General features: G+C 70.4%; 13 protein-coding genes. 7 read left to right on the forward strand and 6 right to left on the reverse strand.

Annotation, left to right across the window (positions count from 1 at the left end; genetic code table 11):
* Window positions 1–60 precede the first annotated feature (60 nt).
* Window positions 61–1,599, reverse strand: a complete 1,539-nt coding sequence (locus KVT45_RS37695) for a glycosyltransferase family 39 protein (protein WP_217553695.1) — start codon at window positions 1,597–1,599, stop codon at window positions 61–63.
* Between the two features lie 360 nt (window positions 1,600–1,959).
* Window positions 1,960–2,898 (reverse strand): HEAT repeat domain-containing protein, encoded by a 939-nt coding sequence (locus KVT45_RS37700; RefSeq protein ID WP_217553696.1) that lies wholly within the window; start codon window positions 2,896–2,898, stop codon window positions 1,960–1,962.
* Between the two features lie 72 nt (window positions 2,899–2,970).
* Between KVT45_RS37700 and KVT45_RS57820 the strand changes: the two genes are divergently transcribed.
* From KVT45_RS57820 to KVT45_RS37715, 4 genes are all read left to right on the forward strand, one after another.
* Window positions 2,971–3,093, forward strand: coding sequence for a hypothetical protein (locus KVT45_RS57820; RefSeq protein WP_302832616.1), 123 nt, complete (start codon window positions 2,971–2,973; stop codon window positions 3,091–3,093).
* An 888-nt stretch (window positions 3,094–3,981) separates the two neighbouring features.
* Window positions 3,982–4,482: a GNAT family N-acetyltransferase gene (locus tag KVT45_RS37705; protein WP_217553697.1), complete on the forward strand. Its 501-nt coding sequence runs from the start codon at window positions 3,982–3,984 to the stop codon at window positions 4,480–4,482.
* A gap of 336 nt (window positions 4,483–4,818) precedes the next feature.
* Complete coding sequence (locus KVT45_RS37710; RefSeq protein WP_217553698.1) at window positions 4,819–6,273, forward strand: WGR domain-containing protein; 1,455 nt, start codon at window positions 4,819–4,821, stop codon at window positions 6,271–6,273.
* Between the two features lie 971 nt (window positions 6,274–7,244).
* A complete protein-coding gene (locus tag KVT45_RS37715) occupies window positions 7,245–8,948 on the forward strand; it encodes an MFS transporter (RefSeq protein ID WP_217553699.1) in 1,704 nt (567 codons plus the stop codon).
* 102 nt (window positions 8,949–9,050) lie between these two features.
* Here KVT45_RS37715 and KVT45_RS37720 read toward each other — a convergent pair whose 3' ends face one another.
* On the reverse strand, window positions 9,051–9,674 hold the full coding sequence (locus KVT45_RS37720) for a TetR/AcrR family transcriptional regulator (protein ID WP_217553700.1): 624 nt from the start codon (window positions 9,672–9,674) through the stop codon (window positions 9,051–9,053).
* Between the two features lie 279 nt (window positions 9,675–9,953).
* On the opposite strand from KVT45_RS37720, the gene KVT45_RS37725 reads away from it, so the two are divergent.
* The gene (locus tag KVT45_RS37725; protein ID WP_217553701.1) at window positions 9,954–10,265 is read left to right on the forward strand and encodes a hypothetical protein; all 312 of its coding nucleotides are present in this window, start codon (window positions 9,954–9,956) and stop codon (window positions 10,263–10,265) included.
* A gap of 134 nt (window positions 10,266–10,399) precedes the next feature.
* Complete coding sequence (locus KVT45_RS37730) at window positions 10,400–11,734, forward strand: NAD-dependent succinate-semialdehyde dehydrogenase (protein WP_217553766.1); 1,335 nt, start codon at window positions 10,400–10,402, stop codon at window positions 11,732–11,734.
* A 57-nt stretch (window positions 11,735–11,791) separates the two neighbouring features.
* Here KVT45_RS37730 and KVT45_RS37735 read toward each other — a convergent pair whose 3' ends face one another.
* Entirely contained in the window at window positions 11,792–12,244 is a 453-nt protein-coding gene (locus KVT45_RS37735) for an excalibur calcium-binding domain-containing protein (RefSeq protein ID WP_217553702.1), read from the reverse strand.
* A gap of 178 nt (window positions 12,245–12,422) precedes the next feature.
* Window positions 12,423–13,598 (reverse strand): cytochrome P450, encoded by a 1,176-nt coding sequence (locus KVT45_RS37740; RefSeq protein WP_217553703.1) that lies wholly within the window; start codon window positions 13,596–13,598, stop codon window positions 12,423–12,425.
* A gap of 251 nt (window positions 13,599–13,849) precedes the next feature.
* Here KVT45_RS37740 and KVT45_RS37745 point away from each other — a divergent pair, with 251 nt between their 5' ends.
* Window positions 13,850–14,053 carry a Dyp-type peroxidase domain-containing protein gene (locus KVT45_RS37745; RefSeq protein ID WP_254647939.1) on the forward strand — a complete coding sequence of 68 codons (204 nt, stop codon included), beginning with the start codon at window positions 13,850–13,852 and terminating at the stop codon, window positions 14,051–14,053.
* 378 nt (window positions 14,054–14,431) lie between these two features.
* On the opposite strand, the gene KVT45_RS37750 is transcribed toward KVT45_RS37745, so the two are convergent.
* Window positions 14,432–15,025, reverse strand: a complete 594-nt coding sequence (locus tag KVT45_RS37750; protein WP_217553705.1) for a TIGR03086 family metal-binding protein — start codon at window positions 15,023–15,025, stop codon at window positions 14,432–14,434.
* Window positions 15,026–15,137 lie beyond the last annotated feature (112 nt).

A 15,137-nucleotide genomic window follows, 5' to 3' on the forward strand; every position in this document is an offset into this window, starting at 1 on the left:
TGGTGCGGAGGTGAGGACGCTTCATGCCGTCGGGCTCTTACCGTTGGGGCGGGGGCGGTGTCACGCGTAGTTGCGCAGTTCGGGCCACGTCTCGGCCCAGGGGCGGCGGGGGCCTGTACAGACGTAGACGTGGCCGCCCCATTGGGCGTTGTGTACGCCGTCGGGGTTGGAGAGGGTGGCGGCCACGCGGACGTGCTGGAAGTACTGGCGCAGATGGGTGGCGTACTCAGGGGCGTGGTCCGGGCCGGGGGCGACGGCCACCACGGTCGTGGCGTGCGGGTTGCCGGGCCCCCACCACCAGTCGGTGTTGTGGGCGCTCACGGCGGTGGGCAGTCCGGTGCCGCGGCCGAGTTCGTTGATGGCGCCGGCCTCGCCGTAGTCCGCCGCGAAGATCACCCCGTTCGCACGCTGATCGGGCGGGAGCCCTGTCCATACCTGCCTTACGGTGCCCACCAGTTGGGGCCAGCCCAGGGATTCCCCGGAATTCGTGTTGATGCCGTACGTCCAGGCCACGTCGGAGGGCGGCAGCACCGGCAGCACGATCACGGCGAGCAGCGCGGCCGAGACGGCGGTTCCGACCATCAGGCCGCGCAGCCGGCCCTGGCGGGAGTGCAGCCACCCGTCGAGTCCCACGGCCCCGGCCGCCAGCAGGCACACGTACAGGCCGCCCAGGTAGTACACCTGCGCCCCGGTCGTCACGGCGAACAGCACGAACAGCACGGCGTACGCGGTCACCAGGCATCGCCACACCGGTCGGCCGGACCGCCACAGGAACCGCAGGCCCGCCACCCACAGCACCGTCATCGCCAGGCAGGACATGCCGAGCTGCCCCACGATCCACGTGGGGATGTTCCCCGGGCCTCCGTTCTCCCCGTTCAGCGCCCGCGTCATCGCGAACATCGCCCAGCCGTGCCGCGCCTGCCACCACAGGTCCGGCAGCACGAGTGACACGGCTGTCGCGGCGCCCACGAACAGTCGGCGGTCGGCCGCGGTCCGGCGGGCCGGGCCGAGCAGCGTGGCGGCCAGCAGGACGGCCCCGAAGATCGCCGCGAGGTGGTTGAATTCCGCGCCGACGCCGACCAGCGCTCCCACGGCGAGCCACCACCGCGTGTCGCCGGTGCGGCCGATCCGCACGACCACGAGCGCGATCGCCGCCCACGCCAGCACTTCGTACGCCGTGGTGTTGGCGATGTGCGCGGCGCCCAGCAGCACGGGCATGGTGGCGGTCGCGATCGCGGCGAGCAGGTGGGTCCGCCGCGCGCCGCCGAGTTCCCGCGCGGTCATCCCGCCCACGACCACCGTGCCCGCGGCGGCCAGCGCGGGCCACAGCCGCAGGCCCGCCTCCGAGACCCCGAACAGCGACAGCGAGACCCGGGCCAGCAGCGGCGCCAGCGCCGGCTGGTCCACATAGCTCGCCTGGAGGTGCCGGGCGCAGTCCAAGAAGTACAGCTCATCGATGTGGAAGCCGTAGCGCGGGGACAGCGCCATCAGCACGGCCAAGACCACTCCCGCGACGGCGAAGACCCGCCGGTCCAGCGGTGCGATCCGCCCGCCGACCTCGCCGTCCGCACCCCGCCCCACGTCCGTCGCGTCCGTCATCCCCGCTGCCCCCGGTCCTCGGCCCCTCGGTCGCGTCGCCTGCGCGGCCGGAGGCGGCCCGGCGCGCACGGCTTCCAGGCCGCTCGTACCCTACGCACCCGGTCCACGCGTGGTGAAGTGCCTCCGACCGGCGCTCCCTGCCGACCCCGAGGGCCGGCTGGTGGCGGGCCGAGCGGCCCGGCCGAGTGGTGGTCAGCAGCGCCCTGGGAGTGGGAAGACCTGGAGTGATCCGCGAACCGGCACCTGAGGGGGTGGCTTGGTCGCCCCCGGACACCGATGCCGCAGCTCAATGGCCGGGGCATACAGAACTCATTGCCACATGTCCCGAGTCCGACGAGCCGACGGCGAAGGGGACGCCCCTCAGGCCGTTCGTACGGTGGGTGCGCCCGGTGCTGGAGGGTCGAGCCGGGCGATGAGGGTACGGCCGATGCGTTGGAGTTCCTCGTCGTGGTCGATGTTCTGGAATCTGCCGCCGCGTCGGGGCAGGGCCAGTTGCTCGCGGAGCAGGGGCAGGGCCGGTGCCGCGAGGGGGCCCATGCGGTCAAGGCAGGTCACGACGTGGTTGGCCGTCGCGGGGTTCTCGGCCATGGCCCTCAGCAGGGCGTCCAGGACGGCCGGCGCCTCCTCCTCGCCGCCGATCTCCCAAAGCCCGGCCGCGCAACGGAGCCGGACCCAGTCGTAGTCGTGCACCAGGAGGGTGCGCAGGCGCGGCAGTGCGGCGGAGGCGTGCGGGCCGATTTCGCCGAGCAGTTCAGCCGCGTCACTGGTGTGGTCGTCGAGGAGGCCGAGCAGGAGCGGCATGGCCTCGGCCAGGTCACCGCTCACAGCCCACAGCGCGGCGACGGCCTCAGGGCGTACGCGCGCGTTGGTGGCGGCGGTCAGCGACCGGATCATGTCCTGCGCGCCGGCTGCCGCCGGGCCGAACGCGCGCAGTGCCTTCAGGGCTGCTTGTGTGATGTTGTGCTGCCCATGGTGCGCTGCGGCGCCGAGCGTGTCCGCCACCGCAGGAACCGCGGCCGGGTCCGCGAGCGCGGCCAGGGCGGAGAGGATCGCGTTGGCGCTCATCTCGGTCCGCTGCTGGGAAAGGTCGATCCGGCGCAGGTGGTCGCAGAGCCGGGGCACCAACTCGTCGGCCGCCTGCGGCAGATACGGTGCCACCTGGATCGCACGCCAGGCGTCGACGTCGCTGTCCAGCGCGGCCAGCAGACTCGGCAGCGCGCGTGCGTCGCCCAGGCGCGCCAGGACCCGGACAGCTTCCTGGTGGCTTCTGCGCAGCAGCGCCTGCGGTGCGGCCCACACACCTGCGCCGTGTGCCGCGCGTTGGGCGTCGATGTGCGCGGCGAGTGCCTCCCGGGCAGGGGCGGCGATCGGATGGCAGGACTCCAGGACGGCTGCGGCCTCGGCGGTGACCTCCTGGTCGGTTGTGGAGAGTTGGTCAGCGACGAGCAGGAGGAGGGGGTGTGGTTCCCGCGCAGGTGGTGGACCGCACCGTAGAAGCGGTCGAGAGCCCCGTGGCGTTCCTCGGCGTCCGGAGAGCGCAGCGCCCGCAGCAGCGCCGGCACCTCTTAGGCCGAGCCGTACGCGTCCTGCATCGACGCCCAGTCGATGTCATGAAGTCCGTCGAACGTGATCCACACCATGCCAGGCAGCACTGACAACCGGCGCGTCCCGGGGACGACACCTTCGGCACGGCGGCAACATGAATGTCGATGGGAAGCAAGAGCGACTACCGTGGTGCGGGCTCTTGATGACCACGTGCGGAGGCAGTTCGGTCCGTGGCAGGATGCCGGCATGCTGATCCGAAAGGCCGATGCCGCGTAGGCGTCCGAAGGGGCTGCGCGCGAAACGTTGGCGGCCCAGAAGAGAGATTCCGGTTCGCCGGGTCCGCGGTGTGACTGCGGCAACTCGCGTAGCGATCCGGAAGCTGGAAGAGGACCGACTGTGGCCAGGGGCTGTGGCTGCTGCCCTGGCCGAGTGCCACTGGTATCTGAGACAGCCGGGACGCGTGCTGCCGGATCCGGTCATGGACTGCGAGTGCTGTGATCCTCTCGTGGCCCGAGACCGCCTGGAGGACGTGTTGTTGTGGCTTCCCTGCGGTGCTCGAGAGGATCTTGGCAGGCTCGTTTCCAAGCTCGATTCCGAATTCGACCGCCGGACTGTTCCCGTCAGTCCTCACCTCATGGTGGCAAGTTCGTGGGGTGCGTGCGGGTGGTGGCGTCGGCGTCTCCTGGAGAACTGAGAGGCCCGGTTGCCTGCATGCCCCTCAACGAGTCTTGTTTGTCACCGAGTTCGTATGTCGTCGGAAGGTCTGCTTGGCCTCTCGATGCCGGTGGGTTTCAATGTCGCTCGGGTGCGCAGGCCGGGCGTCGATAGTGTGTTGCCATGCCGTATCCGCCGATGTCGCTCCGACTCGAAACCGCTCGGCTGACGTTGCGTCCGTGGACCGAGTCCGTTGTCGAGGCCCATCGCATGCTTGTTGCCGAACGGGGCGACGGTATGCCGTCAACAGAGCACAACCGGCGGATGATCGAGGAGCAGCGCTCCGCATCGGCGCTGACCGGGATTGCTCTGCTGGCCGTCGTCCGCCGCGATGCCGGCGACTTCATCGGGTACTGCGGGCTCACCGTCGGTCGGGCTTCTGTCGACGAGCCAGAGATCGCGTACGAGTTGTTCCGGCGGGTGCACGGACAGGGCTATGCAACTGAGGCAGCCTTCGCCGTGCTCGACGCCGCGACCACGACCGGACGGAAGCGGCTGTGGGCGACAGTGCGCCCCTGGAACGCGCCGTCGTTCCGTGTCCTCGAAAAGCTCGGGTTCGAGCGCGACCATGTGTCGGCGGATGGCCGTGACGAACTGGTGTGGCTCACTCGCTGTCTGTCGTAGGAGAGCGCGTTCCGGCCGTCTGAATTCGTCGGGCACGTAACCCTGGCAGGCCGGATCGCCTGGGGCGAGAAGCGAATCGGGCCAGGCCGCTGCAACGGGACCGCAGGTCGTTGGAGCAATCCCCGGCGTGCAGCGCCTGAGCGGGACGAGTGCCGCTTGCGGCCCGACAGTTACGGGCCGCGGGCACAGTTCGTGATCACCGGTGGGGTGCGTTTACCCCCGGTGACCTGGCAGGGCGTTCCGCGAAGGCCGTTGTCAGTGCCTCCGACTACGGTTCGATCAGTGGGATCCGCGGGCCAGACGGCGGATCCGTTATGGGGAGGGGTTTGGTCTGCCATGTCCATCGGTTCCGCCGCGGTGTCGACGACGTATCTGGAGCTGTCCCAGGAGGACGGTGCCGCGCACAAGTTCTACGAGGTGACCGTCGCCGACCTGGTCGTGACGGTGCGGTACGGCCGGATCGGCGCCGAGGGACAGTCGCAGACGACGACGTTCGCGACGGCGGAGAAGGCACGGGCCGCAGCCGCGAAGAAGGTCGGCGAGAAGGTCCGCAAGGGGTACGCCCCCGCTGTACTGGGACAGCGCGCGCCGCGGTCGGTGACCCGGCGTCAGGTCGCCTCGGCCCCCTCCACCGCGCGTTCCGCCGCGCCCGTGCTCTGGCGTTTTCGCACCGGCTCCGCGGCGTTCGGCATCCATGTCGACGACGACCGCTGCTGGGTCGGCAACCAGTCGGGCGATGTGTACACCCTCGACCACGAGGGCGGCGTGCTGGCCCGCTTCAGCCTGCCGGACGGCGTGAAATGCCTGGTCGCCGACGACTTCTGGATCTACGCGGGCTGTGACGACGGCAGGGTGTACGACCTGTCCTCGAAACTGCCGTTCGTGGCCTACGACATCGCGGCGGACGTCGACATCTTCTGGCTGGACATCCACGAGGGCGTGCTGGACGTATCCGACCGCGACGGCCGGCTCACCGTCATCGACCACGAGGACGAGCACCAGTGGGCCCGTCGCAGCCAGGGCGAGCAGGCTTGGATGGTCCGCGCCGACGAACGGGCCGTCTACCACGGCCACACCAGAGGCGTCACGGCCTACGCCCCCGACGGCGGCCGGGAGCTGTGGCACACGCCCACCAAGGGAGGGGTGCTGTTCGGCTGGCAGGACGGCGACGTGGTGTATGCGGGTACCGCCCACAAGGCGGTCCAGCGGCTGTCGAAGGCGACCGGCGCGATCGAGGTGACGTACACCTGCGACAGCGCCGTGTACTCGTGCGCGACCTCACCCGGCGGGCGGTTCGTGTTCGCCGGTGACGCGTCCTCGTCCGTCTACTGCTTCGCGCAGGACGGCACCCGGCTGTGGAAGCTGGGCACGGGCAACGGCTCGGCACTGTCGATGCAGTACCACGACGAGCGGCTCTACCTGGTGACCACCGACGGCTCGCTGGTCTGCGTGGACGCGAGTGAGGCGGCCGTCACGGCGGCTCAGGAGGGCACGGTGCCGGTGGCTCGGGACATCAAGCTGGCGGCGGCGATGCCGGCCTACGCACCGGCCACGGCCGTAGGCGCGGTGGCAACCGTCGCGCAGGCGCCCACCGGGGCGATCGTCGTGGAGTGCGTCCAGGAGTCGGGCCGGGTCCGGGTGCACGTCGTGTCCGACGGCTACGACCAGTCACTGAACGTCCAGTTCCCAAGGGGGATACGCGAGCCCGGGGCCCGCTATGTCGTGGACTCCTTGCACACGGCGGCCGGCGGCTTCTACCGGGTACGCGGTGACATCCGGCGACTGCTCTGACCGAACCCAGGGTGCCGTCATGGGCTCAAGGACGGGCGGTAATGGAGCGGTCCTGTCGCCGGCTGTCCCCTGAGCCACAAGATGTTCGTCGGCGAACGCGGACCGACGTGCCTTTCATGTGTCCTGACGGGCTCGGCCCTGCAACCAACTCGCCGTCAGGCGGCGCCAACGGCAGGCCGTTCGCGTCGGTACTGCGCAGCTTCCAGCCGAGGTAGCCCGGGCACCGGTCCCTTCGTGCCGGGACCCGTGCAGGACGGAGTCCTGCGCGCCGGGCTCGCCGCCTTCACCGTCTGCGATCTGGCGGCCGACGACGGCATCCGGCCCCGGTGCCAAGGCCTGTGTCCCCCATATTCGGTCCACTATTCGCGGCGGTCCGCTACGGCAGGCCTCCGCGAGGGAGCTGACATCCTGCCCGAGGACGGCCTCCAGGACGATGCGGCGTCCCTGGTGAGGGCGGGTGGCCATAAGCAGGGAAGTTCCCGCCATCGTGAAGTAGCGGGTCAGCAAGGTGGCGGGTCCTCGTTTCGGGGTGCTCGTGCTGGTCGTGGGCGGCAGTCTGTGTTGTGGGGCGTCCGGCGAAATGGTCTGCCGATGAGTTCACCGTCCTCCAACGGGCCATCCAGCAACACGTCCCTTCTCGACAGAAGTGCCATGACCACCATCCAGCCAGTGATCGTGGCTGCCGGCCAGGATGTTCTGCTCGACTTCTACACAAAACTCTTCGGCGTTGCCGTCCCATGCGGGGGGGTGATAGCGGCGCCTTTCCGGAGGCGATCAAGGTCGAGCCGGCGGCCGAGGTCCTTGGCGGATCAGCGGCCGGGGATGAAGCAGGTGAATGGACTCGTGCAGCCCTCTAGGCGTACCGACTAGTCGGTACTAGCCTCTGGCCACGCTCTCGGAGCCGGGCCGCCGCGCACTCTCGCCGCGTCTACGCGAGCACCTGGTTTCCGGGTATCCCTGGGAGGAGCCGTATGTCCGCCGCTACGACGCCGTTCGACGCCGACAGACCCGCGCCCGATGTACCGTCCACAGGCGCCCGCGGCCCGCTGGCCCGGCTGTACCGCCGCGAACTGGCGGACTATCCGCCCACCGGTCGCCGCATGGCGTATCTCGCGATCGTGGTCGTCACCACTGTCGTCCTGTACTACATGCTGTACATCCAGTACGCGGTGGCGACATCGATCATCACGCACTTCGGCATGACGTACCGCTACTTCATCTGGGTCTCGGTGATCGGCAACGCGATCGGGGCCTTCGCCTCGCTCGTGGCCGGTCTGGCGGACCGCTGGGGCCGGGCGAATCTGGTGGTCTACGGACTGCTGATCGCCGCGCTGCTGGTCTTCTTCGGGCTGCCGAACTCGGCGAACAAGACCACCTATCTGGTGCTCTTCGCACTCGTCAGCTTCATCGAGGGCATCGTGCTGGTCGCCACCCCCGCGCTGATCCGGGACTTCTCCCCGCAACTCGGCCGGGCCACCGCGATGGGGTACTGGACGATGGGCCCGGTCATCGGCTCCCTGGTCGTCACCACCGTCACCAGCAACACCCTCGACAGCGCCACCTGGCAGGACGAACTGCGCTATTCGGCGATCGCCGGGGCCGTCGTCTTCATCGTCGCGGTCTTCGCGCTGCGCGAGCTGTCCCCGGCGCTGCGCGACCAGATCATGGTGACGCTGCGGGACCGTGCACTGGTCGAGGCGCGCGCCAAGGGGCTGGACACCGAGGCGGTACGCCGTGGCGAGTGGCGGCAGATGATGCGCCTGGACGTGCTGGGCTCGGCCTTCGCCATCGCTGTGTTCCTGCTGCTGTACTACGCGGCTGTCGGCAACTTCGTCGTCTACTTCGCGACCGTCTTCGGCTACAGCGAGCAGCGCACCAACGCCCTGGCCAACTGGTACTGGGTGGCCAACGCCATCGCCCTGGTCCTGGTCGGCCTGCTCTCGGACCGGCTGAAGGTCCGCAAGCCCTTCATGATCGTCGGCGCGGTCGGCTCCGTCGTGGTGACCGCGGTCTTCGCCACCCGTGCCACCCACCCGACCACCGACTACTACACCTTCGCCTGGCTGTTCGTCGGCATCGGCGTCTTCAGCGGCATCGCCTACGCGCCCTGGATGGCGAGCTTCACCGAGACGGTGGAGAAGCACAACCCGGCGGCGACCGCGGCGGGCCTGGCCGTGTGGGGCTGGACGGTGCGCATCGTGGTCGCCGTCTCCGCGGCCTTCATCCCGGTACTGGTCACCTCCGTGACCCCGCTCGTGGAGCACGGCGCCGAGGTCACTGCCGCCTCGGCCAAAGCGGCGCCCGCGGTGGCCATCGTCGACGCGCACCCGGAGATCTTCGCCGAGCTGAACAAGTACACCCCGACCACCGTCCCGCCCGCGCTGAACGCCCGTGCCGTCCGGGAGGTCGGCGCGGAGAACCTCGCCGTCGTGCAGAAGGCGGCGCCGCAGCTGAAGGTGCTGCAGGAGTACGGCGCCAAGGTCCAGAAGGCGTCGAAGGACGGGCCCGGCGAATGGCGCACCTGGTGGTGGATCTGTGTCGGCGGCCAGGTGCTCTTCCTGCCCTTCGTCTTCGTGATGGCGGGTCGTTGGAGCCCGAAGAAGGCGCGCATGGACGCGGAGGCGCACCAAGTTGCGGTCAACCGCGAGCTGGCCCTCCTCGCCGCCGAGGAGTGACCGGGGCGGCGGGCGCAGGACCTGGCCGCCTGCGGCACGAAGGCGGTCGGCGGGTGGGGTGCATACCGCACTCGGGCGGTCGCCCGTGCGTGGGAGAAGAGCTCAGTCGGTGAGGAACATGCCGCGTCGCAGGCCCAGTTCGGACTCGGCCACGGTACGCGGCATGTCCGCCGTAGGCGTCCTGCGCTGGTCGGCGCTGGTGTTGATGTAGGCGCTGGCGCCGTCGATCGCGACGAGAATGCGGGTGGCGGCGCCCCAGGGGTCCGCGCAGGCGAAGACCCCGGTCGCCGTCCCGGCGGTGATGAGCTCCTCCAGGCGCCGGCACCACAGCAGCTCCTGCTTCACGACGTGGTCGCGCAGCACCGGACGGTAGCGCGACAGGTGCCGCGCGTTGAGCCAGAGCTTGCTGACGTCGTCGAACTCGGCGCTCGACGTGAGGCCGAAGAACCTCCGGAAGGTGCGCAGGGGGCCGTCCGGCTCCGGCGGCAGCAGGCCGTCGAGCTCCGCCATCGTGGCGTGGGTGAACGCCTCGGCGACCAACTCGTCCGCGGCGGGGAAGTAGTGGCCCACGAGTCCGGGCTGGACGCCCAGCTCGTCGGCGACCCGGCGCAGGGTGACGCACTCCAGGCCCTCGGTGAGCCCGATCCGCGCCGCCGTGGCGACGATCTCGTTGCGGCGTTCGGCAGGCGCCTTGCGGACGCGCTTGCCCGGAGCTCTTGACGTCATACAGCGGATGCTATTGAGTGGACGACCAATAAGCAATTGGTCGACCGCCCAATAAGCGGGATCGACCGGAAACCGCCGCTCACAGCGGTGCGGCGAGGTGGCGGCCGGTGTGCGTCGGGCCTCGTCGGTCGTCTCAGGCCGCGCCTTCTCGGACCGGGCCGTCGGCGCAGCACCGTCAGGAGACCCACGTGAACGACTCCCCCACCGAGGTCGGTGAGCTCGCCGAGTACGGCTGCCGGAAGGCGCCGAGGCGGACCGTGTCGACCTGGGCCGTGGGTGGTGGCCGTCGCCTTCCTCGGGCAGCTGCTCGTCGGCGTGGTCCATGCGGAGCTGTCGTCCCGGTTCGCGGTCACCGGAGGTGTCTGCCAGTGGGTACAACGGTCGGCCGGGCTCTGGCCGGGTCGGCCGGTCGGCTGGATCTGCCTCGCCTCGACGGTCGCGTCGCCGACCCCGGTCGCCCACCTCGGCGAAGGCCGGCTGTACCTGGAGATCAACCTGCGCGAAGGCGACCCGCTCAAGCACTTCCGGCCCCACACCAAGCTCGCCGACCCGGCACCCACGCCCCACACTGAGGAAAGGATGGCCTCCTGATGTCGTCGCAACTCTCCCCGGCCGTCGTTCTCGACCCCGGGACGGGCCTGGACATACGTGAGGTCGCGGTGTGGTCCGCCGGCTCGAACCCCGACCCCCGGCTTCCCCTTTGCCCCCCGCCCTTTGGAGACACCATGTACGCCGTCACCGACCCGACCACCGGCGAGGTCGTCGAGACCTACCCGACCGCCACCGACGCCGAGGTCACCGCGGCCGTCGACGCCGCCCATGCCGCCGGCGCCTGGGGCCGGACCAGCTCCGTGGCCGAACGCGCCGCGCTGCTGCGCCGTCTGGGCGACCTGCACGCCGAGCGCAGCGCCGAACTCGCCGCGAGCATCGTGCGGGAGATGGGCAAGCCGCTCGCCGAGGCGGAGGGCGAGATCGGTTTCTGCGTCGACATCTACCACTACTACGCCGACCACGCCGAGGAGTTCCTCGCCGACGAGCCCCTCCACGTGACCTCCGGAGCCGGCACCGCCGTGGTGCGGCGCGGTCCCGTGGGCGTCCTGCTCGGCATCATGCCGTGGAACTTCCCGGCCTACCAGGTCGCCCGGTTCGCGGCCCCCAACCTGGCCGTCGGCAACACCATCGTCCTCAAGCACGCCCCGCAGTGTCCCGGTACGGCGGCGCTGCTGGAGCGGCTGTTCGCCGAGGCGGGCTTCCCGGCGGGCGCGTACGTCAACGTGTACGCCACCAACGAGCAGATCGCCGACGTGATCGCCGACCCCCGGGTGCACGGGGTCTCGCTCACCGGCTCCGAGCGGGCCGGGGCCGCCGTCGCCGAGATCGCCGGACGGCACCTGAAGAAGGTCGTCCTGGAACTCGGCGGATCGGATCCGTTCGTGGTGCTGTCCACCGACGACCTGGACGCCGTGGTCGACTCCGCAGTTGCCGCCCGCCTCGACAACACCGGCCAGGCGTGCAACGCCGCCAAGCGGTTCGTGGTCGTGGCGGACCTGTACGACGCGTTCGTGGAGCGGTTCACGGCCCGGTTGCTCGACTCCGCCACCGGGGCGCCGCTCTCCTCGGCGGCCGCCGCCGAGACCCTGGCCCGGCAGGTCGGCGAGGCCGTGGCGGAGGGCGCCACCCTGCACGGCTCCGGCGAGCGGCAGGGCGCGTTCTTCCCGGCGGGCGTGCTCACCGGGCTGACCACCGAGCACGCGGCGGCCCGCCAGGAGCTGTTCGGACCGGTCGCGATGGTCTTCCCGGCCGCCGACGAGGACGACGCCGTACGGATCGCCAACGACACCCCGTACGGCCTCGGTTCCTACGTCTTCACCACCGACCCCGAGCAGGCCGCGCGGGTCGCCGACCGCATCGAGGCCGGCATGGTCTTCGTGAACGGTGTGGGCGCGGAGGGTGCCGAGCTGCCCTTCGGCGGGGTGAAGCGCTCCGGTTTCGGCCGGGAACTCGGCCGACTCGGCATCGAGGAGTTCACCAACAAGAAGCTGATCCGCACGGTGGCCTGAGCCGCTCCGATGGCAGGCCTTTCCCGTATCCCCCTCCCCCGGGCGGGCCTGCCGCTGTCATTCGCAGGCGACGCCGTCGCCGTCCCGGTCGAGATGCGAGTCGTATCCGGGGTCGCCCCGGTAGAGGGGGGTGACCCCGGCGGCGCGGGCGGCGGTGCAGTTGGCGTAGTAGGTACTGCCGCCGCCACCGCTGTCGTCGTCGGAGCTCACGGAGTCTCCACCGGCCGAGTCCGCGGTGACGGTCACCTTGACCTTGACCGTCTTCGTCTCGGTGACGGTGGGCGTCGGCTCGGGTGCGGCGGTCTCCGTTGCGGTTGCCGTCGCCGTCACCGTGGCGGTCGCAGTGGGCCGAGGCTTGTCGTCCGCGACGGCCTTCTTGTCATCGTTGCCGTTGCCTCCGGCGGCGACGCCGACAATGAAGGCAACGGCGAGGGCGGGCAGTACGACCCTTTTGCGAGCCCACTTGGGTATGGATCCAGTGGGCTGTGGCATGTTGTACGGGTTGCTCATTTTCCCCCCTGGTTGCTACGAGAACGATGACGTTAGTCGGCAGGTGGGGTGGTGGTACGGCTTTGAGGCAGCAGTCACCTGTTCGTGACGGACGCCCGCCGCGCCCTGCGCCGGGGCATCTGCCCGAGTTTCACCTCGGCTGCTCCAGCGCCGGTCGGCCTTCGGCCGTCGAGGGTCATCAGGCCGGAACATCCCAGAGCACGTGGAGGGCGGCCGGCTTGCGGAAGACCAGGCCGTACGGGGTGGCGGGCCGCTGCGGGTCGAGGCGGAGTCCGGGGAGGCGTTCGAGCAGGCGCTGGAGAGCGATGCGGGTTTCCAGGCGGGCCAGGTGGGCGGCGAGGCAGTGGTGCGGGCCGTGGGCGAAAGCCAGTTGAAGGCGGGCTTCGGCGCGCCGGACGTCGAACAGGTCCGGGTCCGCGAAGACGGCCGGGTCACGGTTGGCGCCTGTCAGAGAGACGCTGACCAGGTCGCCGCGGCGGATGGCGGCCGGGCCGAGCACGGTGTCGCGGGTGGCATAGCGGTCCACGACCGCCGCGCCGGGCTCCAGCCGCAGGGACTCCTCGACGGCTCCGTCCAGCAGGCCGGAATCGGCCTCCACCAAGGCGAGTTGGGCGGGGTTCTGCAGCAGGTGGAGCAGTGCGTTGGTGATCATCGCTTCGGTCGTCTCGATGCCGCCGAACATCAGCACCGCCGCGTTGGAGGCCACTTCGGGCACGTCCAGTTGCCCGGCGGCGGAGACGAGCAGCGAAGAGGCGTGCGGGTCGGCGACGGTTGCCTCGACGGCGGCCCGCAGCTGTGCGTATGCGGCGGGACCCGCCGGGCCCGCCTCCAGGCCCTCGGTGATGTCCGAGACCGACCGTACGATGGCGTCGTACCAGGAAAGCACCGTGTCGGTGGTCGTCCCGACCAGCCCGAGGGCGTCGGTGACGACGGCCACCGCGAGCGGTCCGGCGAAGGCGCGGCGCAGTTCGATGGCGCCCGCCGGTTCCAGTGCGGTGATGAGGCGGTCGGTCTCCCGTTCTATGAACGCTGCGAAGTTGTCGTGCACCCTTCGGGGCCGGAAGGGGGCTGCGAAGGGCTCGCGGTGGCGGGTGTGCGCGGCGCCGTCCAGGGACAGCATGCTCGGTCCGACGACCTGGGCGGTGGTGAAGCGGGGGTCGTCGACGGTGAAGGTGGTGGAGTCCCTCATCACGTCCAGCCCGAGGTCGCGGCGGGTGACCAGCCAGCCGTTCAGCTCGGGCAGCCACGACACCGGTTCGTGGGCGCGGAGCAGTGCCAGTCGCGGGTGCGGATCCCGGGCGAGTTCGGCGAGCGTGGTCGAGGCTCCGAGGGGAAACGAGACGGCGGTGCTCATCGGGCTGTCAGGCCGGGAGGAGGAAAACGGTTCACGGGGCATCGTAACCACGGCGCCCTGTCCGCCCGTTCACAGGCCCCGGCGCGTGGATCCGGCGGCGCCGGGTGGCCCGGCCGCGAGCGTCGGCGCGGGAGCGGGCGTGGGTGGCCGGAGTCGGTGGAACGGCCACGGAGATGAGCGGGGCGCGTCCTCGCGAAAGCATGGGGTGCACCGGGACCGGCACCGGGGCACGGAGACGAAGGGGCTGTCGCATGGGCGCGATGCACGAGGAGCACCGCGGCACCGGCGCCCAGGGCTTGATCTTGCCTTGCTTCCAACGCGACCTCACGCAAGGCTTCGAAGCCGTGCAGCGCCAACTGCAGGGCGAGGCCATGGCCGCATACACCCTCACCGCCGGCGGGGGCCACTTCTTCGTTCCCCCGCCCGGAGGCGGTTGGCTGACAGCACTGTCCTGAGGACGAACGGCCTGGTTCCTGACGCGAGGGAATGCGGTGTCCGGTCCCCTCGCTCGATGGCGGCAAGTGCCTCGGCCGAGCCACGTCCTCGTGAAGGGCATAGGCGGAAGCAGCGAGTCCCCGTGGGCGAAGTCCTGGCCGATGGTGCGTATCCGCATCCGATCCGGCGTCCCTCCTCAGTCCGTTCGAACTCGGCGAACGCCGGGCTTTGCCGTATGAGTGGGCATTTCCTGCGACTGCGTGGCCGAGCACTTCGATGCCGGTCAGGCGTCGGCGGTGGCCGGTCGCTGCTCGCGGAGGGGACGGCGGGCCGCCGTACGAGGGTGGGGTGGGCCGAGAGCATGACCGCGAAACCTGTTCAGACCGTACAGAACAGGCTCAGTACGGCTCGGATGTCCAGGAGGGGTCGCGGCCGAGCAGGGCGAGCAGCCGGTCGGTCTGCGGGGCGTCGTCGGGGACGGCGAGCCGTCGGCGGAAGGGCGCACCGGGCCCGCGGCCCTCGTCCGGGACCAGGGCGGCGACACGCAGTGCGGCGGTGGTGAGTTCGGCGGCGGGTTCCCATGGGGCGCCGATCGTCATCGCGATGTCCCAGGCGTGCACCACGTAGTCGAGCAGGTGGAAGCCGATCGCTGTCTTTCCGGGGACGGCGAAGCCTTCGCCCACTTCCGGCAGTGCGAACTGCCGCTCGAGTACGCCGTCTTCCGCGAACGCCGCGGTGGCCTCGTCCGCCGACGCCTCATATGCTCCGGCCGGGTCGTCGCCGAGGTCACCTTCTCGCCATACGGCCCACGGCTGACCCGCACCGTGGGCGGAGGCGGTGAACCCCTTGTTCTGGGTGACCAGATGGCGGAGCAGGCCGTACAGGGTCCAGTCCGCGCACGGTGTCGCCCGCGTCAAGTGGCCGGGTTTCACCCGGGAGACGAGCTGCCCGGTCAACAGCAGCGCCTGGTAATCGAGTTGTCGTATGTCCATGGCCGGAGCGTACGATCACCCAGCGGTCCGGCTCCAGGTCCAATAAGGTGTCAGATGATTGAGCCAATTGCCGTGCTGAAGGCCGACAGCAGCCGAGCCGCGGGCGGAAAGC

Source organism: Streptomyces sp. GbtcB6, assembly GCF_019091475.1.
GTDB classification, from domain to species: Bacteria; Actinomycetota; Actinomycetes; order Streptomycetales; family Streptomycetaceae; genus Streptomyces; species Streptomyces hyaluromycini.

What these genes read in the sequence shown, in the direction of transcription:
- KVT45_RS37695 (WP_217553695.1), bottom strand. Translation starts at nt 1,599, where the DNA reads ATGACGGACGCGACGGACGTGGGGCGGGGTGCGGACGGCGAGGTCGGC.
- KVT45_RS57820 (WP_302832616.1), top strand. Translation starts at nt 2,971, where the DNA reads ATGGCAGGACTCCAGGACGGCTGCGGCCTCGGCGGTGACCTCCTGGTC.
- KVT45_RS37705 (WP_217553697.1), top strand. Translation starts at nt 3,982, where the DNA reads ATGCCGTATCCGCCGATGTCGCTCCGACTCGAAACCGCTCGGCTGACG.
- KVT45_RS37710 (WP_217553698.1), top strand. Translation starts at nt 4,819, where the DNA reads ATGTCCATCGGTTCCGCCGCGGTGTCGACGACGTATCTGGAGCTGTCC.
- KVT45_RS37715 (WP_217553699.1), top strand. Translation starts at nt 7,245, where the DNA reads ATGTCCGCCGCTACGACGCCGTTCGACGCCGACAGACCCGCGCCCGAT.
- KVT45_RS37720 (WP_217553700.1), bottom strand. Translation starts at nt 9,674, where the DNA reads ATGACGTCAAGAGCTCCGGGCAAGCGCGTCCGCAAGGCGCCTGCCGAA.
- KVT45_RS37730 (WP_217553766.1), top strand. Translation starts at nt 10,400, where the DNA reads ATGTACGCCGTCACCGACCCGACCACCGGCGAGGTCGTCGAGACCTAC.
- KVT45_RS37735 (WP_217553702.1), bottom strand. Translation starts at nt 12,244, where the DNA reads ATGAGCAACCCGTACAACATGCCACAGCCCACTGGATCCATACCCAAG.
- KVT45_RS37740 (WP_217553703.1), bottom strand. Translation starts at nt 13,598, where the DNA reads ATGAGCACCGCCGTCTCGTTTCCCCTCGGAGCCTCGACCACGCTCGCC.
- KVT45_RS37745 (WP_254647939.1), top strand. Translation starts at nt 13,850, where the DNA reads ATGGGCGCGATGCACGAGGAGCACCGCGGCACCGGCGCCCAGGGCTTG.
- KVT45_RS37750 (WP_217553705.1), bottom strand. Translation starts at nt 15,025, where the DNA reads ATGGACATACGACAACTCGATTACCAGGCGCTGCTGTTGACCGGGCAG.